22 protein-coding genes and 3 pseudogenes are annotated in these 21,915 nt (G+C 70.1%); 10 read left to right on the top strand and 15 right to left on the bottom strand.

Annotation, left to right across the window (positions count from 1 at the left end):
• The first annotated feature begins 19 nt into the window (after nt 1-19).
• Nucleotides 20-1,096 carry a prolipoprotein diacylglyceryl transferase gene (locus K6U06_RS15415; protein ID WP_262322843.1) on the top strand — a complete coding sequence of 359 codons (1,077 nt, stop codon included), beginning with the start codon at nt 20-22 and terminating at the stop codon, nt 1,094-1,096.
• Nucleotides 1,097-1,836: 740 nt separating this feature from the next.
• Here K6U06_RS15415 and K6U06_RS15410 read toward each other — a convergent pair.
• From K6U06_RS15410 to K6U06_RS15385, 6 genes are all read right to left on the bottom strand, one after another.
• Nucleotides 1,837-2,490 carry a cytochrome c-type biogenesis protein CcmH gene (locus K6U06_RS15410; protein ID WP_262322842.1) on the bottom strand — a complete coding sequence of 218 codons (654 nt, stop codon included), beginning with the start codon at nt 2,488-2,490 and terminating at the stop codon, nt 1,837-1,839.
• On the bottom strand, nt 2,487-3,098 hold the full coding sequence (locus K6U06_RS15405; protein ID WP_262322841.1) for a TlpA family protein disulfide reductase: 612 nt from the start codon (nt 3,096-3,098) through the stop codon (nt 2,487-2,489). The genes K6U06_RS15410 and K6U06_RS15405 overlap by 4 nt, the downstream gene beginning before the upstream one ends.
• Before the next feature lie 35 nt (nt 3,099-3,133).
• Complete coding sequence (locus tag K6U06_RS15400) at nt 3,134-5,047, bottom strand: copper resistance CopC/CopD family protein (protein ID WP_262322840.1); 1,914 nt, start codon at nt 5,045-5,047, stop codon at nt 3,134-3,136.
• A 71-nt stretch (nt 5,048-5,118) separates the two neighbouring features.
• Nucleotides 5,119-5,388, bottom strand: coding sequence for a glutaredoxin family protein (locus K6U06_RS15395; protein WP_262322839.1), 270 nt, complete (start codon nt 5,386-5,388; stop codon nt 5,119-5,121).
• Nucleotides 5,385-5,981, bottom strand: coding sequence for a peroxiredoxin family protein (locus tag K6U06_RS15390; protein WP_262322838.1), 597 nt, complete (start codon nt 5,979-5,981; stop codon nt 5,385-5,387). The genes K6U06_RS15395 and K6U06_RS15390 overlap by 4 nt, the downstream gene beginning before the upstream one ends.
• Before the next feature lie 113 nt (nt 5,982-6,094).
• Nucleotides 6,095-7,078, bottom strand: coding sequence for a cytochrome c biogenesis CcdA family protein (locus K6U06_RS15385; RefSeq protein WP_262322837.1), 984 nt, complete (start codon nt 7,076-7,078; stop codon nt 6,095-6,097).
• Nucleotides 7,079-7,699: 621 nt separating this feature from the next.
• On the opposite strand from K6U06_RS15385, the gene K6U06_RS15380 reads away from it, so the two are divergent.
• The 5 genes from K6U06_RS15380 (at nt 7,700) to K6U06_RS15360 (ending at nt 11,476) form a co-directional block, all read left to right on the top strand.
• Nucleotides 7,700-8,257 (top strand): hypothetical protein, encoded by a 558-nt coding sequence (locus tag K6U06_RS15380; RefSeq protein ID WP_262322836.1) that lies wholly within the window; start codon nt 7,700-7,702, stop codon nt 8,255-8,257.
• Nucleotides 8,258-8,587: 330 nt separating this feature from the next.
• Nucleotides 8,588-9,643 (top strand): DDE-type integrase/transposase/recombinase, encoded by a 1,056-nt coding sequence (locus K6U06_RS15375; RefSeq protein WP_262322835.1) that lies wholly within the window; start codon nt 8,588-8,590, stop codon nt 9,641-9,643.
• Nucleotides 9,640-9,993 carry an AAA family ATPase gene (locus K6U06_RS15370; RefSeq protein ID WP_262322834.1) on the top strand — a complete coding sequence of 118 codons (354 nt, stop codon included), beginning with the start codon at nt 9,640-9,642 and terminating at the stop codon, nt 9,991-9,993. Before K6U06_RS15375 ends, K6U06_RS15370 begins: the two co-directional genes overlap by 4 nt.
• Nucleotides 9,994-10,090: 97 nt before the next feature.
• The gene (locus K6U06_RS15365; RefSeq protein WP_262322833.1) at nt 10,091-10,279 is read left to right on the top strand and encodes a hypothetical protein; all 189 of its coding nucleotides are present in this window, start codon (nt 10,091-10,093) and stop codon (nt 10,277-10,279) included.
• A 282-nt stretch (nt 10,280-10,561) separates the two neighbouring features.
• Nucleotides 10,562-11,476 (top strand): IS110 family transposase, encoded by a 915-nt coding sequence (locus K6U06_RS15360; protein WP_262322832.1) that lies wholly within the window; start codon nt 10,562-10,564, stop codon nt 11,474-11,476.
• Nucleotides 11,477-11,520: 44 nt separating this feature from the next.
• Here the strand turns inward: K6U06_RS15360 and K6U06_RS15355 are convergent, their stop codons facing one another.
• Genes K6U06_RS15355 through K6U06_RS15345 form a run of 3 tightly spaced genes read right to left on the bottom strand, consistent with a single transcriptional unit; the run spans nt 11,521 to nt 14,150 of the window.
• Nucleotides 11,521-12,336: an ExeA family protein gene (locus K6U06_RS15355; RefSeq protein ID WP_262322831.1), complete on the bottom strand. Its 816-nt coding sequence runs from the start codon at nt 12,334-12,336 to the stop codon at nt 11,521-11,523.
• Nucleotides 12,336-13,706: a DDE-type integrase/transposase/recombinase gene (locus K6U06_RS15350; RefSeq protein WP_262322830.1), complete on the bottom strand. Its 1,371-nt coding sequence runs from the start codon at nt 13,704-13,706 to the stop codon at nt 12,336-12,338. Before K6U06_RS15350 ends, K6U06_RS15355 begins: the two co-directional genes overlap by 1 nt.
• A gap of 60 nt (nt 13,707-13,766) precedes the next feature.
• Nucleotides 13,767-14,150, bottom strand: a complete 384-nt coding sequence (locus K6U06_RS15345) for a helix-turn-helix domain-containing protein (RefSeq protein WP_262322829.1) — start codon at nt 14,148-14,150, stop codon at nt 13,767-13,769.
• A 371-nt stretch (nt 14,151-14,521) separates the two neighbouring features.
• On the opposite strand from K6U06_RS15345, the pseudogene K6U06_RS15340 reads away from it, so the two are divergent.
• The 4 genes and pseudogenes from K6U06_RS15340 to K6U06_RS15325 form a co-directional block, all read left to right on the top strand.
• Nucleotides 14,522-14,734: pseudogene (locus K6U06_RS15340) on the top strand (IS110 family transposase); the annotation flags it as partial.
• 65 nt (nt 14,735-14,799) lie between these two features.
• Nucleotides 14,800-15,162, top strand: coding sequence for an AAA family ATPase (locus K6U06_RS15335; protein WP_262322828.1), 363 nt, complete (start codon nt 14,800-14,802; stop codon nt 15,160-15,162).
• 47 nt (nt 15,163-15,209) lie between these two features.
• A pseudogene (locus K6U06_RS15330) lies at nt 15,210-16,253 on the top strand (IS256 family transposase); the annotation flags it as partial.
• A 121-nt stretch (nt 16,254-16,374) separates the two neighbouring features.
• Nucleotides 16,375-17,265 (top strand): annotated as a pseudogene (locus K6U06_RS15325) (tyrosine-type recombinase/integrase); the annotation flags it as partial.
• 462 nt (nt 17,266-17,727) lie between these two features.
• Here the strand turns inward: K6U06_RS15325 and K6U06_RS15320 are convergent.
• From K6U06_RS15320 to K6U06_RS15295, 6 genes are all read right to left on the bottom strand, one after another.
• Complete coding sequence (locus tag K6U06_RS15320; protein ID WP_262322826.1) at nt 17,728-18,396, bottom strand: TlpA family protein disulfide reductase; 669 nt, start codon at nt 18,394-18,396, stop codon at nt 17,728-17,730.
• On the bottom strand, nt 18,393-19,118 hold the full coding sequence (locus K6U06_RS15315; RefSeq protein WP_262322825.1) for a cytochrome c biogenesis CcdA family protein: 726 nt from the start codon (nt 19,116-19,118) through the stop codon (nt 18,393-18,395). Before K6U06_RS15315 ends, K6U06_RS15320 begins: the two co-directional genes overlap by 4 nt.
• Nucleotides 19,119-19,171: 53 nt before the next feature.
• Nucleotides 19,172-19,921, bottom strand: a complete 750-nt coding sequence (locus tag K6U06_RS15310) for an SCO family protein (RefSeq protein WP_262322824.1) — start codon at nt 19,919-19,921, stop codon at nt 19,172-19,174.
• 7 nt (nt 19,922-19,928) lie between these two features.
• Nucleotides 19,929-20,468: a hypothetical protein gene (locus tag K6U06_RS15305; RefSeq protein ID WP_262322823.1), complete on the bottom strand. Its 540-nt coding sequence runs from the start codon at nt 20,466-20,468 to the stop codon at nt 19,929-19,931.
• A 65-nt stretch (nt 20,469-20,533) separates the two neighbouring features.
• Complete coding sequence (locus K6U06_RS15300; protein WP_262322822.1) at nt 20,534-21,460, bottom strand: M56 family metallopeptidase; 927 nt, start codon at nt 21,458-21,460, stop codon at nt 20,534-20,536.
• Nucleotides 21,457-21,891 (bottom strand): BlaI/MecI/CopY family transcriptional regulator, encoded by a 435-nt coding sequence (locus K6U06_RS15295; RefSeq protein WP_262322821.1) that lies wholly within the window; start codon nt 21,889-21,891, stop codon nt 21,457-21,459. Before K6U06_RS15295 ends, K6U06_RS15300 begins: the two co-directional genes overlap by 4 nt.
• Nucleotides 21,892-21,915: the final 24 nt, after the last annotated feature.

Below are 21,915 nucleotides of genomic sequence, written 5' to 3'. Positions count from 1 at the left end.
GCTCGGATGGCTCGACGTCTTGTTGGAGCGCATGGCGCCGGAGGTGCTGGGCGTCACCTACTGGTTTACTCCGCCTCCTGATACCAAGTCGGTCACCGTTCGCTTCATCGGGCACCGCTTGGAGGTGACCGGCCCGCCGGAGAGCCGGGACCGTTTCGTTCACGACGAGATCGTGGAGACGGTCACGCCCGGCAGTGGCCCGGTGGCGGTCACCGCCCGGGTATCCGATGTCAACACCGGTGAGTGGGCTGTCACCGCCGAGCTGCTCGCCCGGCCCGGGAGCGCGACTCGATCATTGTCGGGGGGAGTGAACGGTGTCCGAGTTCATCGGGCGGCCTGGTCGTGGCGGCGTTGGCGGCTGGTGGCCGCGCCAGAGGCCCCCGTTCAGACCTGCTTGGCTCCCTTGGTCCGGGCGCCGGGGCTGCTGGTGACGGGAGCCTGGGGGATCCTCGCCCTGGTCGGTGTCGCCGTTGCCCTCGTGAGCCAACTGTTGGTGATCTCCGCGGTTCACGTCCACCTGCATCGGGTCCTGGCCGTGTCGGTGCCGGCCGTCGCCGGCGGGATCGTCGGAGCCAAGGCCTGGTTCATGGTGCTGCATCGCCGCGACTGCCGCCGGGAGGGATGGTGCATCCAGGGGCTCGTCACCGGGGTCACTGCGGTGGCGGTGACGCTGCTCGCCGTCACCGGCACCGATGCCGGGGTGTTCCTCGACGTCACCGCGCCCGGATTGATGTTCGGCCTCGCCGTGGGCCGGATCGGCTGTCTGTTCGCCGGGTGCTGCGTGGGGCGGCCCAGCGCGTCACGCTGGGCGCTGTGGTCCTCGGACCGCCGCCTGGGGTTCCGGCGGGTTCCCACCCAGTTGTTGGAGTCCGCTCTCGCCGCCACCGTCGGGGCTGGGGCCTTGGCGGCGGTGGTCGAGGTCGGGCCCAGCCGCGGCGGGCTGTTCTTGGCCGCGTTGGGCGCCTACACCGTGGTCCGCCAGGCGCTGCTGCGTCTGCGAGAAGAGCTGCGCGTGTCGGTCCTGGCCGGTCCGGTCGCCGCGGTCGGTGCTGTGGGGGCCGTCGTCGCCGGGATCGTCTTGGCGGCGACGAGCTGACGGGCCGGTGAGGCTTCGTTGTCTATCGGAGGTACCCGACCCACCCGTATCGGTGCGATTGTCCGGTCGTCGCCGTCGGGACATCCGAGCCCAGCCGACCATGACCGCGACCGGTATCGGCACAGGACGCAGCTTGGGCCACCATCGGGGCACGGCCGCGGCGTAGGCGTCCCATGCCGGCCCGAACCGGGCGGCCTGTTCGTGTTCCTCGCGCCGGGCGAGGCGGCGGTAAGCGAGGAGAAGGGCCGGGAACATGGCCATGGTGGGGATGGTCGGCCATTGCAGCAAGAACCCGGCCATGATCAGCGTGAACCCGACGTATTGGGGGTGGCGGAGCCGGGCGTAGGCGCCGTCGGTGGCCAGCGTGTCGGCCCGGGATGCCCGCCACAGCGCCGCCCATCCGGCGCCGGTCAACCAGAATCCGCCGAGGATGAACAGGTAGCTGGCCAGGTGGAACGGGGACAGCTGCGGGGTACCCTTCCAGCCGATCAGGTCGTTCCAGATGTGGCCGCCGGCGAACGTCGGGCGTAGCTGAGGGAACTCCTTTCCGAGGGGGCCTTCGAGCAGGTAGACGGTGAGGGGGAACCCGTACATTTCGGCGTAGAGGGCGACCAGGAACGCCCACATCCCCCCGACGACCCCCCAGTCGGATCGGCTGCGGGGATGGAACAGGCCACGGGCGCCCCATCCGACCAGGGCCACGTCGAAGGCGACCATGGCCCACTGGCCGTAGTTGTCGTTCATGAGTCGCGTTCCGCTGTGACCTCGGCGGCCGTTGTCGTCGTTTCTGGCCCGCTGATGGGGGGCGGGTCGTCGGCGTCGACGTCCTGTTCGTAGAGTTGCGCAGCGGGAGGGCCTTCGGTGGTCTCGTCCGGGCCCGTGTCATCGTCTGGGACTGTCTCCCCGGCGGCCGTGTCTTCGGGTGACGACGGTGGTCGGAGGGCCTGGGCGACCAGCGCCCGGTCTTCTTCGCTGAGCGGGGGGACCGGGCCGGGCCGGGCCCGTCGGAACCCGACGATCAGGGTGACGGCGGCGGCGGGGACGATCACCGCGGGCAGGATCCACAGGAGAGCGGTGAGGCCGTGGGTGGGTGGGGATTCCAGGATGGAGGTCCCGTACCGGCTGACCAGGTAGGCGCGGATCTGGGTCGGGGTCTGGCCAGACCGGAGACGCCGACCGATGTCGGCCTCGATGGCCTTGGCCGCGAACACGGTCGAGTTGGCCACGGTTTGCCCTTCGCAGGTGGGACAGCGAATCCCTTGGGCGATCGACTGGGTCCGCTCGGCGATCGACGGGGGCGGCCCCGAGCGGTGGGTTCCGATGACGAGCGCCACAGCCATCACCAGGGCGATCGCGGCCCAGGGAGCGAACTTGGCCAGCCTTCGCAGGGTCACAGTCCTCTCGCTTGGGCGGCGGCGAGGAGCCGGTCCAGGCCGGCGGTGGTGGACCCGCCGACGATCTTGGCCACGATGATCCCGTGCGGGTCGACCAGGTAGGTCTCGGGGATGCCCGACACCCCATAGCTGAGCGCGATCTGCCCGCCGGGGTCCTGCACCGCCGGCCAGTCCCCGCCCCGCGCCGCCAGGAATCCACGAACGTTGGGGGTGCTGTCGCTGTAGACGACCATCACCAGCTGCACGTCACCGCTGGCCCGGTGCTCGGCGGCGAAGCGAGCCAGTTCGGGTTGTTCGACCTGGCAGGGAACGCACCAGGTGGCGAAGAAGTTGACCAGCACCCACCGCCCGCCGAGGGCACCGAGGGAGGTGAAGGGGTACGGGGTGACCGACGGGCCGGCCACCGGCGGGGCGGGATTGCCGACCAGCGGGCTTTGCACCTGCCGGTTGGCGGCCGAGGGTTGCACGGCCAGGACGATCACCAACCCCACCACGATCAGGCCGACGCTTAGCGCCGCCCACCGGGCTCGGTGCCCTCGGCGCTGCCGCGTCGGTTCGGGCGCCGGCTCAGGCGCCGGTGCGGCGAGTCGGGGTTCGGGGTCGGTCATGGGTTCGTTCGTTCCGCGGTCGGCAGCCGGACGGTTCATCCGGGCGGCGGTGAGTTCGAGGGGTTGGGATAGGTGAAGGCGTCGGTGATGACATGTCCGAGGTCGACGATCCGGTCGCGAGCCAGCCGGCCGTGACTGTCCAGCCACAGCGTCGCCCACACCGGTGTGCCCGGCAGGTACACCTGCAGGCCGGGGCCGCCGACGGTGAGGGGGGCCACGTCAGTGATCGAGCTCGACGAGGCGCTCTCCCCGGGGTCGCTGCCGCCGCCGTAGACCTCCAGGCCCATCAGCGAGCGCCCCGACATCGGAGGTATCAGAGTGGTGAACGCCGGGGTGGTGCTGTTGCTGGTCACCGTCTCGCGGGCGGCGACGGCGGGCACCGTGTCCATGGTGGCCACCAACCGGGTCAGCAGCTCCGGGTCGTTCGCCGGGGGCGGCCAGTTGAGGGTGGCCACCCAGGTCCCGCCGGTCCAGCCGGCGGCGGCGGCGGTCACGTGCAGGTGGGTGGTCCCACCGGGCAGGTTCAGGGTCTGGGTGAAACACCCGTTCCCGCACGCCCGGGGGAACAGCCCAATGTCTTTGCCGTTCGGGTAGATGGCGTCGATGTTGACCCGGGCGGCGATCTTGGCCTGGTTGGGGGCGAGGACCTGGATCTGCAGCTGCCCGGACCCGGCGGCCACGGCGACGTTGAGTTGACCGGCCAGGCCGGCCGCCCGGGTGACCGGGCCTGTCAGGGGGGCGGGGCCAAGCAGCGCGGCAACCGGTCGGGCTTTGACCGGCGGTCCGGTGTTGGCCAGGACCGCGGTGACCACCAGGATCACCGCCACCACCCCGGCTTCGACCGGGACCGCCCGGGCCAGGGTGGAGGCCTGCCGGCGGCCGATGCCGCGCCGGCGGCTCCAGCCGGCCAACCCCAACGCCAAGGCGAACAGCCCGGTCTTGACCAGGATCAGCTGCCCGTACCCGCTCGAGTACAGCGACGACCACGACGGCAACGCCTCCAAGGCGGAGAGGCCGCCGGCGCCGGCCAGCACGATGACCAGTGGCAGCGCCAGCCGGGCGTAACGACCGGCCATCCCCAACAGCCGGTTCCGGTCTCCCCGGTGGCGGACCAGGCCCACCAGCAGGTAGCCGAGCGTGCCCACCCACACCGCCCCCACCACCAGATGAACGGCGTTGACGACCAGGCCGAGGGTGCCACCGACCAGGGCTGGATGTCCGTCCGCGGCCCACACCACCCCGGCGGCGACCAGCCCGATCAGCACCGGGATCAGCCGTCGGAACGCGCTCGCCGCGAACGACGCAGTGGCAGCCAGCAGCGCGGCGATCCCGGTCAGCAGCCCGACGTGTGACAGTCCCGCGGGTTGCCCGGTGACGTTGTCGACGAACGCCATCACCGCGCCGGCGGTGGTGGCCAGCAACCCGATCCTCACCCCTGCCGACCGGGCCGTGATGGAACGGTCCACCACCAGCCCGGTGACCGCCCCGCCGGCGGCCAGGGATAGGCCGAAGAGGAACAGCACCGTGGCTGCCACCCGAACCGGGTCCGGTGACGCCCCCGCTTGTACCGTGGCCGGTACGGTCCCTGAGACCGCCCCGGCGGCGAACGCAAATTCGCCGAACGCCACATGGCCGTCCTCAGCCGAGACGTCCTGCCAGGACACCACGTAAATCCCGTCCGGGGACGCTCCGAGCCGCACCCGGACCGTGTCGGTGTCGCCCGCCTGCTCGACGGTGGCCGGCACCCGCCGGCCGCTGCCGGCCAGGCGGACCGTCACCGTCGTCGCCGAGGTGACCACCCGCTCACTGAAGGCCAGGGTGATCGTCGACGGCGGCCGGGCCAGCCGGGACCCCTGGGCCGGGTCACTGCCCACCAGGAACGCGTGCGCCGAGGCCACCCCGGCCCCGACGGTGCCCAACACCACCACCGCCACCAGCCAAGCGCCCACCCCGACCGCTATCCGCTGCGGCCACCGCCGGGCCGCTCGGCGGGTTCCGGTACCGGGGGACCTGCACCGGCTCAACGGCGGTCCGCGGCCACGACCAGCGGGGGAAGCCGGCGGCGCAAAGCCCGCTCCGAGACGCGCCCGTAGGCGACCAGCTGACCATCGCAGACCACACCGGGAACGAACACCAGACGATGCTGCTCGGCCAGGCGTCGGCCCTGGTCGCCGTTCACGTCGAGCTCACGCACTGTGAAGCCCATTTCGGCGCTCAGACGGCCCAGCACCGCTTTGGCCCGGTCGCACCAGGCGCAATCGGCCTGGGTCAACAGGGTCACGTCGCTCACCCCGGGATCTCCCCGGCTCGGAGTTGACGCAACAGGGTGGGGACGGCGACGTACATGGTGTACTTCGGGGCGCCGCCGTAGTCGGCCCTCCAGCGGATCGTGCCGGTCGGGCCGACCAGTACGAAGCTGTGTCCGTCCCGGCTGGTCCCCATCATCCCGTAGCTGTTGGCGTGATACACATGCGAGACCCCCACGGTTTTGTCCGAGAGCACGGGGGTGTTGATCTTCTCGTCGCGGACCTTCTGGGCTAGCAGGTCCACCGGGTCGGTGGTGATCGTCACCACCTGGTCCACCCCGGCCGAACGCAGCGCGGCAGTCGAGTGGTCCAAGGCCACCAGCTGATCCCAGCACGCCTGGCAGGTGATGCCCTCTTGGAAGTACAACAGCACCGTGCGACCCCGGAACTGCGACAGACTCACCGTCCCCCCTGTCGTCGCCGGCAACGTGAACCCCGGGGCAGGCTGGCCGGGGCCGGGTTGGCCGACCGAGTAGGTATCCGCGGCCGCCGTCGATGACGACGACGCCCGGCTGAACACCACGAATAGCACCGCGACTACCGCGGCGGCGGCTGCCGCCCATACCATCCAGCTCATCCGCCGCCGTGGGTCTGGTGAGCGGCGCCGACCGACCGGCGGTTGACGTGCCCGCTCCCGGGCGCTGCGGGACGGTGCCGATCTCGGCCGCGGCCTCTTCGCCGTTCGATTGCTCATTCGACGCCACTCCTCACCTGGATAGACCCTTCGACTGGTACCTCGGCCGTCACGGCCGCTTCGGGGGGTGCCTCGCCCACGCAGGGGCCGTATGCCGCCTCGACGTCCGCGGCCCGTTGGTCCCCGTCGACAACCGCGTCAGGCGCACCATGCCGGCGGACATGGCGCACCACGCCCAGGACTGCCAAGACCAGCAGCGCTGCCGTAGCCCACCCCGGCATCCACGACAAATCCTTGGTCACCACCGCCGCCCAATGGGCTAGATCAGCCGCCGCTCGTTCACGCCAACCGCCTGAACCCATACCAGGACCGGTGAACGCCACCACCACCGTCAACGCCCCCATTCCCACCAGCACCACACCCGACAGCAACGACCCCAACGGCAGCCGCCACCGCCGGCTGCCCACCCCAAATGTCACCTGCCGGGCGTGCAACACCCGGCCGGCCCAGTCCCGCCGATCCCAGATCACCGCCAGGACCGCCAGAGGCGCCACCATCCCCGCCACGTATGTCAACGACACCGCCAACGCCGGCAGGAACGATCCCGCCGCCCCCGACAGCACCGCCACCCCCGCCAACACCGGGGCGCAGCACGAGCTCGCCGCCCCCGAGAACACCCCCAGCCCGTACATCGCCACCACGCCGCGCTGACCGTGACCGGGAGCCCGGCCCATCAGCATCGGGAGCTTGGGCTTCCAGCCGGCCAGCACCGCCACCCCCCCGACGGTCATCGCCAACCCTCCCGCCAAGAACACCGCCATGTGATGGCCCGACACCAGCGCGGTCAACGCCGACGCGCCCAAACCGATGGGCACGATCACCGTCGCCACCCCCGCCCCGAACACCACCGTTGCGGCCACGATCCCGCCCCGGCGTCGGAACCCCGTGGCCAGGTAGGCAGGCAGCATCACCGACACGCAACACGGCGCCAACAAGGCCACCACGCCGCCGACGAACGCCGCCAGCAGGGCGGTACCCATCAACACACCGTGCACGCCTACCACCTCCTATAGGACCAGCTCATCTCCTAAAGAGGATAGTAGTCGTCGGACGGCCGCTGTTGCAGGCGGCGGGCGCCGTGCGGGGTAGAGCGACGCTGCCACCCCCCGGGCCCCGTAAGCGTGAGGGAGTGCCGGGCCCACTCGAGGCAGACGGACTGCTTCTCGCCCGAAGAGAACGACCGGCCACGAGGGGTTCTGCTGGACTCGCCGGAACCCTCCACTAGGGGCAATCGGAGCGCCAACCAACGACGCCCGTATGGGAGGGCTGGGCCCGTTAGCTGCTGACAGCTGGACCGCTACGCCACCGATAGCGATGCCATGAGCCGAGGCCTTGTTGAGCGCATGACTGGTTGAGCACCGGGAGCCTGGCTTTGGCGGGGTTCTTCGTGCATGGCGTGGGGATGGTGGGGCAGGATTGGCGGTCCTTTCCACGCGAAGGACCCCGCCCCTGTCGAGTTGGCACTGGTCGAGGGCGGGGTCCAGAGGCGGTGTTCGCCTGTGGCCATCGTATGGCCCTGCCTGCTCGATGTCGATGCGTATGCCGCGGCTGGCGTGTCGGTCGCGGTTCCCCGGCCGGCGTGCCCGGGCTGCGATGGGCCGATGCAGCGCTGGGGCGGCTACTGGCGTTTCGTGCGTGTTGGGGTTGCAGTCCGGGTGTGGTTCGCCCGCATGCGTTGTCGGGCCTGTGTCACGAGCCACGCCCTGGTCCCGGCGTTTTGCCTGCTCGGCCGCCTGGACGGGATCGAGGTGATCGGGCCGGCGCTGGCAGCTGGGGTGTCGGGCGATTCTGACGCGACGGTAGCGAGGGCGATCGACGTGCCTGAAAGCAGCGTGCGGGGCTGGCGACGGCGTCACCGGGACCGTGCGGCGATGCTGGTGGCGGGGGTGACAGCGGTCGTGGTGAGCCTCGGCGGGGTGGCCCCCCGGTTATCGCCAGACGCGCAGCGGGCGAGCGTTGAGGCGGTCGGGGCGCTTTGGTGCGCGGCCCGAGGTGTCCTCGGGGCTCGGGCCGGCCCGGCGTGGCGGAACTGGGCGGTCGTGTGCGGCGGGGCGGCGCTGTCGCCCAACACGATCCCACCGTGGACCGGCCTCGGCGGGCGCGGTCTGCTTGCTCCGGTGCCGGGGACGCTCCCCGGCAGCGAGGAGATGGGACCATGAACGACCACGACGAAGCCGTCGCATTACACCGCTACGCCCTGATCGCCGAGGCGGTGAGCGACCGGGTCAGCCCCGCCGAGCGGGGGGGGGCGTTGGTGCGCGACATCGCCCGTCTCGCCCACCCCCATCCCGATGGCGGCACTCGCTGCTACTCCCGTGGGACGCTGGATCGTTGGATCCGTGCCTATCGGGCCCGTGGCCTGGTCGGTCTGCGGCCGGTGACACGTTCAGATGCCGGGGCGGTGCGAGCCAACGCCGCCCTGATCGACGAGGCGGTGCGCCCTGCGCGCCGAGCTGCCCGCGCGTTCCGCCGCCCAGATCGCCGAGATCGTGTCGCGCCGCCACGGGGTGCGGATAGCGGAGCGCACCGTGTCCGCCCACCTGCGAGCCCGGGGGCTGTCGCGTGCCGCTTTGGGGGCCACTCCTCGGGCGTTCGGGCGCTACGAGGCGTCACGGCCCAACGAGAGGTGGATCACCGACGTCCTCGTCGGTCCGTTCGTCCCCCATCCCCGAGCCGCCGGCTCGCGCAGGGCCCGACTGTTTCTGATCGTCGATGACCACTCCCGGCTGTTGGTCCATGGCCGCTGGGTCAACGAGGAGAACACCCGGGCCGGCCAAGACGTGCTCCGAGCCGCCATCGAACGAAGGGGACTGCCCGAGGCCCTCTACGCCGATAACGGGGCCCCGTTCGCTAACGCCGCCTTGGAACGGACATGCGCGGTGCTCGGCGTGCGCCTGATCCACAGTCGACCGTATTCGCCTCAAGGCCGGGGAAAACAGGAACGACTGAACCGCTACATCCGTGACCGGTTCTTGACCGAGGCCGAGGCGAGAGGGATCGCCAGCCTTGACGAGCTCAACGACACGTTCATGGCCTGGGCCGAGCAGGTCGCCAACACCCGGGTCCACGCCGAGACCGGCCAGAGCCCCCTCGACCGGTTCTCAGCCGGAGGGGCGCCGCGGGCCGCGGAGCGTTCCGTGATGGCTGACGCGTTCAGATGGTCGGCGATCCGCAAAGTGACCGCCACGGCGACGGTGTCGCTCGCAGGAAACCGCTACACCGTCGACCCTGCCCTCGTCGGCCGTCGAGTCGAGCTGCGTTATGACCCTGAGGACCTCACCCGCCTCGACGTGATCATCGACGGGCGCCCCGCCGGGGTCGCCATCCCTTTCGTGCTCGGCCGCCACGTGCACCCAGCCGTGCCCCAAGCGGCCCGGGCTCCCGCACCCGCTACCGGCGTCGACTACCTGGGCATGGTCCAAGCAGCACACGAGGCGGTCACCTCAACTCCGATCTCCTTCCGTGACGTCGCCGGCCCCGGCGACGGCGGCCTGAACGGCGACGGCGATCAGCTCGGCCTGTTCGACACCGGAACGGCGTCGTGAGCCGGGCTCCGTGGGTCACCCACTTCGGCTTCAGACGCACCCCGTTCTCCAAGACCATCCCGGCCAAGGACCTCTACGCCCGACCAGCCCACGCCGAAGCCGTCGCCCGGATCAACTTCTGTGTCGGAGAGTCAGCCCTCGGCGTGATCACCGGCGACGTCGGCGCCGGCAAGACCGCCGCAGTGCGCGCAGCGGTCGCCGCCCTCGACCCGGCCGCGCACCTAGTCGTCTATGTCGCCAACCCCGCCTTCGGGACACGCGGCCTGTATGTCACGATCGTCTCGGCGCTCGGGGCTGCCCCCCGGTTCCACTGTGATGATCTCTTCCATGAGGTTGCAGTCGGAGCTTGACCCCTCGTATCCACCGGCTCCGTGCCCTGTATCTGACCTGTCGGCTCCGGCTGCAACCGAATGTGGGACTGTCTGCGCATCTGCCGCGCAGTTGATCGTGGAGGTCGACCGCGGGTCGGCCAGCTCGTGGGGTCGCCCCCCGGACCGGGTGTTCATGGTCCGGCTCCGGCGGCCCGGGGCGAGCGCGATCGTGACCGTCGGGCTGTCGCAGGGCTCGGCAGAACGGCTGGCTGATCACATCGCCTACGTGATTGGTGGGTCGCGCCCGGCCGGCGGTGAGCCATGACAGCGACAGAGCGGAGTCGTAGTGGGCGACGGGCATCCACCACCACTACAGGTCCCCTCGACCACGATCGCCCGGTGGCGGCCCCGGCGCCAGGTCTGACCCTCGCATTCCACTGGCTTGATGCCTGGACTTTGACCTGTCGACCTGGTGGCCGGGCCGCCGCCGGCGCACCCGACCGAACGGGCAGTGACCTGATAGGAGCCTGGCCTGAGGCCCCCTCACAGTGCTGTCCGCCCGTCCAGCCGGGCTCGCCATCACCACCCATCAGAGCAAGGAGATGGCATGACCAACATCGCGCAGATCGGCCCTACCCGTGTGGTCATCGGCGTCGACACCCACAAGGACCTTCACGTGGCGGTGGCCCTCGACGGCCTCGGACGCCGGATCGACTCGACCACGATTCCCACGACCACGGCTGGCTACGCCAAGCTAGTGGCCTGGGCGGAGACGGCCGGGCCGGTCGAGGCGTTCGGGGTGGAGGGGACCGGCTCGTACGGGGCTGGGCTGGCCCGGCACCTACGAGCGGCGGACCACCACGTCATCGAGGTCGTCCGCCCGAACCGTCAGACCCGGCGGCGCAACGGCAAGTCCGATCCGGCCGACGCCGAGGCCGCGGCCCGGGCGGTCATCTCGGGCGAGGCGACCGGGACCCCCAAGTCCGGCGACGACCTCGTCGAGATGATCCGGGTACTGCGCGTCGCCCGGGCCACCGCCATGAAGGCCCGTACCCAGGCTCTCAACGCCCTCAAGTCGCTCGTGGTCACCGCACCCGTCGAGCTACGGGACCAGCTACGCGGCCTGTCGACCGCTGCCCTGGTCGCCACCGCCGCCCGCCTGCGCTCCGGCCGTGAAGCGACGACCACAGCGGCGAACAAGACCGCCCTGCGGGCCCTGGCCGGCCGCTACCAGGCCCTCGACACCGAGATCAGCACCCTCGACGGGCAGCTCGCCGAGCTCACCGCCGAAGCCGCCCCCAAGCTGGTCGAGACCTTCGGCGTCGGGCCCGACACCGCCGGCGCGCTGCTCGTCGCCGCCGGTGACAACCCCGACCGTCTCCGATCCGAAGCGGCGTTCGCCATGCTCTGCGGCGCCGCGCCCGTCGAGGCGTCTTCGGGCAAGACCGTCCGACACCGCCTCAACCGCTGTTGGCCGACAGGCTGGGTGACGATGGCGGCGACAGGGTTGGTGAGGCTGTGATCGGGGCGCGCTGAGGCGTCGTGGTGGTCATTGTGGTGGCGGCGTCAGTCGGCGGTGATCTCGGTGACGGCGGCTCGGGCTGAGGCTTCGTCGACGATGCTCTTGTTGGTGGCGTAGGCGGCGACGAGGGCTTGGACGGCGAGGTTGTTCACGGCGCGGGGCAGGCCGCGTGCGACTTGGTGGATGAGGGCGACGGCGTCGTCGCTGAACATCGTGTCGCTGCGGCCGGCGAGGGCGAGGTGGTGGGCGATGTAGCCGGCGGTCTCGACGTCGCTCATTGATGGCATGGCGTAGCGGAGCCGGATCCGCTGGTCGAGGGCGGCGAAGGTGCCGAGCTTGATCCGCCGGCGCAGGGTTGGCTGGCCGATGAGCAGGCACGCGAACGCGGCGTGGCTGTCCATGTCGGCGTTGGTGAGCAGACGCAGCTCTTCGAGCTGATCGGCGGAGAGCAGGTGCGCTTCGTCGACGCACACGACGACCCGTTTGCCTTTCTCGGCTTCCTCGGCGGCGAGGGCGTCAGCGGCTTGTGGGATGAGCGCGGCCTTGTGGAAGCGGGGCACGCCGCCGAGGGCGGTGACGATGGTGGCGTAGATCCCGCGGGCGCCGACGGCGGGGTTCCCGAGGTAGATGACTGAGTGCCGGGACGCGTCCAGCGCGGTGGTGGCGGCGCGGACGGCGACGGTCTTGCCGGAGCCGACCTCGCCGGTGATGACGCCGAGCGCCTTCTCCGCGATGCACCAGCTGATGCGCGCGACGGCTTCGCCGTGACCTGCGTTCTTGTGGAGCATGCCGGGCGCGAGGTCCCGGCCGAACGGGGTGCGCGTGAACCCGTAGTGGGCTTGCAGGAGATCGATGCTCATCAGGTCTTGTCGCTTTCGGGGTGGTGGATCATGAGCTGGCCCGGGCACTGCTCGGGGTCGGTCGACTCGACGACGAGAGCCGAGTAGTCGATGGGTCGGGCCGCCTCGGCGAGGCGTCGTTCGTGCTGCTGGGCGAGCAGGCCCAGGTAGTCGATGCCGGTCGCGGCGGGCGGCGGCTGCGCTTCGGGGCGGGCCATGGGGTGGGTGTGGCGGCCGATGACTTGTGGGATGCCGTTGCCCATCGATCGGCCTTCCCAGCGGACCTCGACGGCGGTGAGGTCGAAGGGGTCGAACACGACGTCGACCTTGCGGCCGACGAGGGAGGCGTCGACCTCGAACACGTTGCCGTGCAGCGACACGGTCGCGGTCTTGGTCACTTGCCGGTGCTCGGACCACAGGAACGCTTCGTGGAGCAGCGCAGGCGACGGCAGTGCCGGCGGGCCCGGAGCGTTGAAGCGTTCGAGTGGGGTCTGGCCGGTCTCGCTGTGAACGCGGCGGTGATACGCGGTCTCGACCCATGCCGCGAACAGGCGGTTCAGCTCGACCAGTCCCTCGGGCGGGCGGGCGGCGATCTCGACGAGGAACTGGTCGCGGACTGTCCGGAAGAACCGTTCGATCTTCCCCCGCCCTTCGGGCTGCCCGGGCCGTGAGTGGACGAGGCGGATCCCCAGCACCGCGCAGGCCCGGATGAGCGGGGCAGCTACGAAACTGCTGCCGTTGTCGACGTAGATGGATTTCGGCACACCCCGCGAAGCGAGGCCGTGGCGGAGGGCGGCCTCGAGGCGGACGGTGTCCTCCGACAGCCCCCACCGATGCCCTGGGATGGCCCGGCTGTGATCGTCGATGAACGCGAACAGGTACGTCTTGCGGCCCGCGACCACCGGACCGTGGAGGGCGTCGCCAGTCCAGCGGTCGTTGCGGGCCGCAGCCTCGAAGCGGCCGAACGCGGCGGGCGGCGTGCCGTCGGGCCGGGTGTTCAAGCCGTGCCGGGCGAACAGGCGCTGCACAGTCCTCTCCGAGATCGCCACGCCCTCAGCGGTCGTGACGATGGCGGCGACCTGCGCCGCGGTCCGGCCCGGGACCTCCCGCTTCAGCTTGACCGCCAGGTCCAACACCGCGCCCGGCGTGCCGGGCACGACTTGGCGGGGCGGGTCGACCAGCGCGTCGAAGCCACCCGTCCGCCAGCGCTGGATCCACCGGTCCAACGTCGAACGACCCACACGGACACGGGTCCCGTCAACCATGACGTGCTCACGGGCGGCCAAATGCCGAACCAGTGCGCCGCGTTCGCGCTTCGACAGCTCGGGGTCGGCGGCCTCGCGGATCAGCGAGTAGCGGAACAGCGCGACATCACGACGGCGGTCACCCACGGCGACGACAACAAGTTGCAGGCATGAACCGAGACCCTGACCGCCCGGCAGGCCCCGCAACTAGGGGCAGCTCGTGTTGCAAAGAAGTCGGCCGCCCGTCGCTGACGCCACGAGCTGCCACGCGTCGACCGGCCCGAACCGCAGCGCGGCGGCTCGGGCCGCCACGCCGATCGCCTCGACCGCGTCACCGAACGAGCTGCCGCTCGCCCCGATCGCGCCGAGCTGGGGATCGAGGTCATGCGCCAGCACCGTGAACCTGGCCCGCACAGCATCGGCCACCACAGCGAACCGGCGGAGCCAGCCACGAACCGTCGCGAACGGCACGCCGAGCACCCGAGCCGCAGTCCTGGCGATACTCGACCCGGCCGCCCGAGCCATCAGCGCCACCCCGATCACGCCAACCGCATCACGCCGCCCGAGCAGCGAATCAGCGGGCAACAGCACATGCGTCCGTCGACACAACGAGCACCGCGACCGCCGCGGCGAACGACGATCCTCACCACCGCCGGCCTGGCGTAGTGCGCGCTCGCGGGGCCGCCCCCACGGCCGCAGCACCCCACCGCAGTCGCACTCAAGCAGGCCAGCGCGCAGCACGCGTTCGACCTCGACGTCGTCAGTCCCTACCATCCTCACCAGTGCCTCCGGGCATCCAGGAAGGACCCTCCCGACGATCGCCGGTCAAGTGATGACGGGAGGGTCCTTGCGCGTCCACCCAGACCCTCGCCCACCACGCCATCCCCACGCCACCCAGCCCCCGTCCTCGCCCAGCACGTCGCCGCCCGCCCCGCGCGTCCTCACCCAGTCAGGCGCTCAACAACCGCGGCGGCGACCGCCAGGCCAACGCCGCCCTCTATCGCGTCGTGTTGGTCCGCATGCGCCACCACGCAGCCACCCGCGCCTACGTCGAGCGGCGCACCGCCCAAGGCCTGTCCAAGCCCGAGATCATCCGCTGCCTCAAGCGCTACGTCGCCCGCGAGGTCTACGGCGTCCTCCACGACACCATCACCCCAGCGGTCGACGCAGCATGAACACAATGACATGAGAAATCTCTCCTCCATCCCTTGACTTCTATAGGAGCGTCAAAGTCGAGGTCATGGCCCAAGCCGCCGCCCTGCTCGCCGCCGAAGAGGCAGAACGACATCGCCGGGTCGTGATCATCATCGACGAAGCCCACCTCCTCACCCCCGCCCAGCTCGAGGAGATCCGCTTACTCACCAACTCCGAGATGGACTCGGCCAGTCCCTTCGCTGGAATCCTGGTCGGCCAACCCACGCTCAGCCGCCAACTACGCATGGGCGTGTTCGCCGCCCTCGACCAGCGCATCGCCACCCGCTACACCATCAAACCGATGGACCTCGCCGAGTCAGCCGCCTACCTGATCCATCACCTCGGGAGTTATAACCAGAACTTGTGGATGCTGGATCGCCGCGAGGGCGCGACGTACCTTCCTCACTGACTGATCAGAGACGTCGGGGTTGCCGCCCCGGCGAGGAAGGAACGCCGATGTTGAGAGTAGTAGCTGATGACCAGACGAGCGCGGAGCTGGGTTCGGTTCTGGACGAGATCGTGCGCGAAGGCGCCCGGCGGATGCTGGCTGCGGCGTTGGAGGCCGAGGTCGACGCGTACGTGGCTGGCCTGGCGGGTGAGGTCGACGACAACGGGAAGCGGCTGGTGGTCCGCAACGGCCACGCCCAGCCGCGGAGCATCCAGACTGGGGCTGGACCGGTCGAGGTGGTCGCGCCTCGGGTGAACGACCGCCGGGTCGATGAGACAACGGGCGAGCGACACCGGTTCCGCAGCTCGATCCTGCCGCCGTGGGCCCGCAAGTCCCCGAAGGTGTCCGAGGTGCTCCCGTTGATGTACCTGCACGGGATGAGCACCAAGGACTTCGCCCCGGCCCTGGAAGGGTTCTTCGGCAGCCAGGCCGGCCTGTCTGCTTCGGTGGTGACCCGGCTCACAACCCAGTGGCAGGAGGAGGCCGAACGGTTCTCCCGGCGCTCGCTGGCCGATCGGGACTACGTGTACATTTGGGCGGATGGGGTGCACTTCAACGTCCGGTTGGAAGAGCACCGCCTGTGCGCCCTGGTGATCGTCGGGGTCCGTGCGGATGGGACCAAGGAGCTGGTCGCCATCTGCGATGGGATCCGGGAGTCCACCGAGTCCTGGGCGGATCTGCTGCGGGACCTGCGCCGCCGGGGCATGCGCGCCCCGGTGATCGCTGTCGGAGACGGGGCGTTGGGGTTCTGGGCGGCGCTCGCGGAAGTGTTTCCCGACACCCGGGCTCAGCGCTGCTGGGTGCACAAGGCGGCCAACGTGCTCAACGCCCTGCCGAAATCAGCGCAGCCGGCCGCTCGGCGGGCGTTGGCGGAGATCCGTGACGCCGAGGACCGCGACCACGCCCTGGCGGCGATCCGGGCCTTCGAGCGGGACTACGGGGCGAAGTGGCCCAAGGCCGTCGCCAAGGTCGTCGACGACGCTGATGTGCTGCTCAGCTTCTTCGACTTCCCCGCCGAGCACTGGGTGCACCTCAAGACCAGCAACCCGATCGTTATCTGGAGTCAGCCGGGGGCCGTCTGGGACGTAGCCGACGTGGGGTTGGAGCGCCTTTGGCTGGGTGCTGGACGTGGTTATCTACCCCGGTCCAGCACGCAGGTTCCGGGGAGGTTCGGTGTTCGTTCAAAGGGTGGTGGCGCCCGACTCGCAGCGTGAGTCGTGGACGGTTCTGGACGGCGAGGGCCTGCCGGTGGAGCCGGTCGAGCGATACCTCGCCTATCTGAGCGACATCGAGCGGTCACCGAACACGGTCAAGGCGTATGCCCATGACTTGAAGGACTGGTTCGTGTTTCTCGCCGAGCGGGGCTTGGACTGGCAGATGGTGCGTTTGGAGGATGTCGGCGAGTTCGTGGCGTGGCTGCGACGACCGCCTGGCGCCCGGGCGGCCCGGGTCACGGTGTTGCCGTCGGTGGAGCACCACTGCGGCGAGGCGACGGTCAACCGCAAGCTGTCGGCGCTGTCCGCCTTCTACCAGCACGCAGCCCGCGGCGGGGTTGAGCTGGGTGGCCTGCTGACAGCCTGGCAGCCGGCCGGGCGGCGAGGAGGCTCGTGGCGGCCGTTCTTGCATCACGTGTCAAAGGGCGAACCCCAGGGCCGCCGACAGATCCGGTTGAAGGCGTCTCGCAAGCAGCCCAGGACCCTGACTGCCGGTGAGGCCCAGGCGATCCTCGACGCCTGTGACCGGCGCCGGGACCGGTTGCTGATGGCGGTGCTCTACGACACCGGGATGCGTGTCGGTGAGGCACTCGGGTTGCGCCACGAGGACTGGGCTGTCCCCGACCGCCAAGTCACGGTGACGCCAAGGACGAACGACAATGGCGCGCGGTCCAAGTCGGGCCAGGCGCGCGCGATCCCGGTCAGCGTGGAGCTGGTCCGTCTCTACGCCGACTACATGCACGGCGAGTACGGAGACTTGGACAGCGACTACGTGTTCGTCAACCTGTGGGGGCGCCCGCACGGCGCGCCGGTGAGCTACCCGGCGGTCTACGACCTGGTGCGCCGGCTGATTGTTCGAGGGTGACCTGGAAACCAAAGGGCCCCCCGGTGATTTCGTCATAGTCGGGTTCTATGGCTGAGCGGATATCACGAGGTGGGCCAGGATGGAGTTGCTGATTGTGCCGGCTGCTGTGCCGATCCGGCGGGACAGGCGCTAGAACTGGGTCGGCTGTAGGTGTCCTGGCTGCGGCCCCGCCGTCGAGGCGCACTGGTTGAAATCTATCGCACCACCGGCTGCCCTGGTTCGTCCTCGACGGGTGTCGCTTCCCTCCCCTGATGTTGTGCGCCGCGCTGCCCAGCCGATGGGCACTGGTGTTCCGCTGCCGGCGAGATGCTCCGAGGCGACACAGAGCTTCGCGATGATTGACTCCTTGGGGTTTCTTGCCGTCCCGGTAATTGTGTCAAGGCGCCCAGGCGAAAAAGGCCGGTCAGCCGTCCACCCCGGAGATGCATTGGGGCCGGTCTGAGCGGCTCACCCGGCGGGGTTGGTGGTGCCGGTTTGGGTTCCGAAGTTTTGGGTGATGAGCTGTGCGAGGCGTTCTTCGGTCATCCCGCCGACTTGGCGGCCGAGGATCTTTCCGTCGGCGGAGACGAAGAAGGTGGTGGGCAACCCGTAGACGGCGTAGTTGCCGGCGGCTGTGGCGTGCGGGTCGAAGGCGAGCGGGTAGGCGACACCGGTTTTGGCGGCGAAGCTGAGGGCGGCGCCGTGCTGGTCGTTGGTGTCGACGCCCACGAAATCGACTTTGCCGGTCAGTCGCCGGCCGGTGGCGGCGAGGGCGGGCATCTCCTTCCGGCATGGTGGGCACCATGACGCCCAAAAGTTGATCACCAGCGGCGTGCCGTGGAATTGGCTGAGTGCCACGGTGTTGGCGGGGGCTCGGAGGCTTGGGAGGGACCAGGCGGGGGCGGTCTGGCCGTTACCTTTGTCGAACACACCCCCGGTGGAGGTGATGATCTGGTTCGACGTCGCGTGCAAGGTATCGCTGGGTCGGGCCAGACGGGTGACGCCTACTCCGGCGAGGGAGCCGGCTATGACCGCGGCGGCCGCCACCCCCCACCAGCGTTTCCCGGCCCGACGTCGCAACGGCGACGAGGCGAGCGGATTCTCGTCGGTTCCCGCGGTGAGGGGTTCGGTGCTCATAGGGGTGGCCATCCGAGCTGGGCGAAGCGGGTCTGGAGGGGGATGAACAGGCTTTTCCATTCTCCGGTGACGAACATTATGCCGACGGCGATGAGGAGCACACCGCCGGCTATCTCGATGGCTCGTCCGCGGCGTCGCAGCCAGGTGAGCGAGGTGCGGGCCCGGGAGAACCCGAGGGCGAGGGCGAGGAATGGCAGACCAAGACCGAGGGAGTACAAGGCGAGCAGGACACCCCCTGTGATCACGGTGCTGGTGGCGCTGGCCACCGCTAGCAGGGTGGCCAGGACCGGTCCGATGCACGGGGTCCAGCCGAACGCGAAGGCCATGCCGAGCGGGAACGCACCTTTGGGGCCTTGAGGGACCCGGGAGAGATCGAAGCGGCGTTCCCGAGCGAGGAACGGGACGCGCAGGAGCCCGATGGATGCCAGGCCGAGGGCGATGATGAACACGCCGGCCACGTCGAGGATGGTCGGCATGTTGCGCAGCAACAGCGAGCCGACCAGGACCGAGGACGCCCCGAGGGCGGTGAACACGACGGTGAAGCCAGCGACGAACGCGATCGAGGAGCGCAATACCAGCGGCGTGCCTCGACCCTCGCCGAGTTCGGAGATGGGCAGGCCGGAGACGTAGGAGAGGTAGCTGGGGATGAGCGGGAGGGCGCAGGGTGAGGTGAACGAGAGGATTCCGGCGACGACGGCGAGCAGAGGCAGCCACGGTGACATCGGCTGCCGCTACTTTCGGGTCGACGCGTGAGAAGCGTGGCAGACGGGTCTGATCATCGGCCCAGGCTCTTTTGGAGGTAGGTGGCGATGCCCTGTCCCCACTGGTTGAGGTCGCCTGGGGGGAGGTAGCCGGTGCCGTCTTTGTGCTGGTCGACCTGGGGGCTGGCGATGTAGCGCTCGCGTCCGTTCGGGTCGAGGAAGTACAGGTAGTCGGCGTGGACGGTCTGGGTGGCTGCCTTGGGCACTATCACGGTGATCCCGTACGCTTTCCAGACTGCCTGGAGGGCGGTTGTCGGGCCGGTGAGGAAGTACCAGTTCGCCAGACTGGTCAGACCGTGGGTCTGGCTGAACTGTTCGACGGCGGACACTGACTCGCCCATGGGGTTGACGTTGACCGCAACGAACGCGACCCGCGACGCGGTCGAGCCGAGATCGTGCTCGGCCAGGCGGAATTCCTGGGCGAGGACCGGACAGACCTGGGTGCAGTGCGAGTCCATGAAGGCGAGCAGCACGGCCTTGCCTCGGAATTGGGTCAGGGCGACGGTCTTGTTGTGCTGGTCGGTGAGAGTGAACGCTGGGGCCGCGTTTCCTGAGCCGTCGGAGAGTCCCATCAGCTGAACCATCGGGTTCGGCGTTGCGGCCGCGTTGCGGGCGTGGACGTACATCTCGGCGCTTATCACCATCGAGATGATCAGCGCCAGGGTGAACGGCATCATCCCGAAGCGGACCCAGCGTGGCAGGAACGGCTGGGCGCCCCGTCCGGCCTGCCGGGGGGCTGATGCGGGACCGTCGGTGGCGCTCATCGGGGCGTCAGATCCTGGCCGGCGGGACACTGCGGGCTCCGGTGTGGGGAGGGACTCCGGCGGCGCGTGTCAGGGTCGTGATCCCGGCCCACAAGGCGAGGCCAAGCAGAGCGAGCGAAACTCCGCCGAGGAGTGGTTGGAGGGGACGGAAGTAGTCGAGGGCGCCGCTACTAATGCCGACGGCGACCACGACGAGCTTGTTGCGCACTGGGCAGCTGACAGCGAGGAACGAAACGAGGCCGCCGTCGCCGAGGCGTCGGTCCACGGGACCGGTTTGCGGCCACGGCACGAAGAAGGCGGCGAGCAGCGGGCCGAACATCGCGGCGGGGAGCAGCCAGGACACGTAGCTCCAGGTCCCGGCGGGCGTCACCGGGTGGAACAGCGGGTTCGGGATGATCGCGATGGGCGCTCCGATGACCACGATGTAGGTGGCGGTCATCCCGACGGCTAGGAGACCGAACCGCGGCCACCAGACCCGACTGTTTGCCGTGCCGCCGATCGCGGCGGCATCCAGCGTCGTGCGTTTGCCGATCACCTCTCCGCTCACGGAACCACAAGCTAGTACCGGCTGTCGTAGTTGACCAGCGCCCGTGCGGGCCGGGACGTTCCTGCCTACAGGGGACAGAGGTGGGAGAACAGTGCCGCCAGCTGCGGTGCCCCTCCCACGGCCCCGGCCGCCGCGGCGACGGCACCGAGGGCGAAAAGCCCTGTGGTGGCGGGCCCGATCCCGCCGGAGCCGCCCGAGGGTTGATCGAGCATGGTGACGCGTTCGGCGATGGCGTCGGCGCCGTTGAGGGCGGCGACCTGCGCGGCGGTGGGGGCGACGTCGGCGGCAAGGAGCAGGGCGCTGCGCAGCGCGTCGCGTCCGGTCACCGTCGCGGCCTCTTCGTCGGCCCAGCACTCGAGGGCCACCCGGGCGGAGGCGGCGCTGCGCCGGGCCCAGGGCACGAACCACAACAGCCCAGCGGCCAGGTCGACGGCGTCGAGCCAGCGCTGGTGGTGCCAGCGGAGGTGGGCAGCCTCGTGGGCGACGACGGCGCAGAGCTGGGTGTCGTCGAGCCGGGACCGCAGCCCCGACGAGATCACGGCTTGGGGGTGCGGGCCGCCGAGGCTGTAGGCGAGCGGCGTCGGTGTCGGCACCGTGACGAGCTCGAAGCCGCCCTGCTGTTCGTGGAGGCCGAGGTAGGAAGGGACCCGTAGGGTCGCGCGGCGGCGCCGGGACCGCCACCGGCGAGCGGCGGCCACGCCAACGGCAGAGCCGAGGAGCACGGTCGCCGCCCACGCGGTGACCGCCCCTCCGGGCTCGAAGCGCTGCAGGAGGACCTGGCACGTTTCGGCCACTGATGACCCGGCCAGCACGGGGAGGACGACGGGTGCGCTCAGCAGCGCCAAGCCGACCGTCACGTACAGCCCGGCCGACACGACACTGGCCAGCGCCAGGGTGGCCCACGTTCGGGGTGGGAGTCGCCGTGCGACGTGGCGGCTAAGTGCGCCGGGCACGGCGACGACGAGGCCGGCGGCCAGGATCAGCGCGGTCATGGTTTGCGTCTGGCGCCGAGCAGGCGTTGCAGCTGGGCGCGCTCTGCGGCGTCGAGGCGTTCGACGAAATGCCCGAGCGCCGTCGGGCGGTCAGCGGCGGCAGCCAGGATGGCCTCCATGCGCTCGGCGACGCTCTGCTCGCGGCTGGAGCTGGGACGGTAAGCGAAGGCACGCCCGGCCTTCTGACGCTCCAGGCGCCCCTTTCTCCATAGCCGCACCAGGACCGTCATCACTGTGGTGTAGCCGAGCGGATGGGCCCCGTCGAGGCGTTCGTGCACCTCACCGGGAGTGAGCCACCCGCCGTGGTCCCACAGCACCTCCAGTACGGCCTGCTCCAAGCTGCCCGGCGCGGCGCGTCTCAACACCGTGTGGCTTCCCTTGTTGAACGGCGCGTCGTCGCCCTCTTCGCCATGGCCGGCCCATATTGCCACGTCCCCGGGACCCGCCGGGTCCCA

Origin of the sequence: Acidiferrimicrobium sp. IK (genome assembly GCF_025499425.1) — a bacterium.
Lineage (GTDB): Bacteria > Actinomycetota > Acidimicrobiia > Acidimicrobiales > Palsa-688 > Acidiferrimicrobium.
This window is presented reverse-complemented; position numbering and strand designations above follow the sequence as displayed.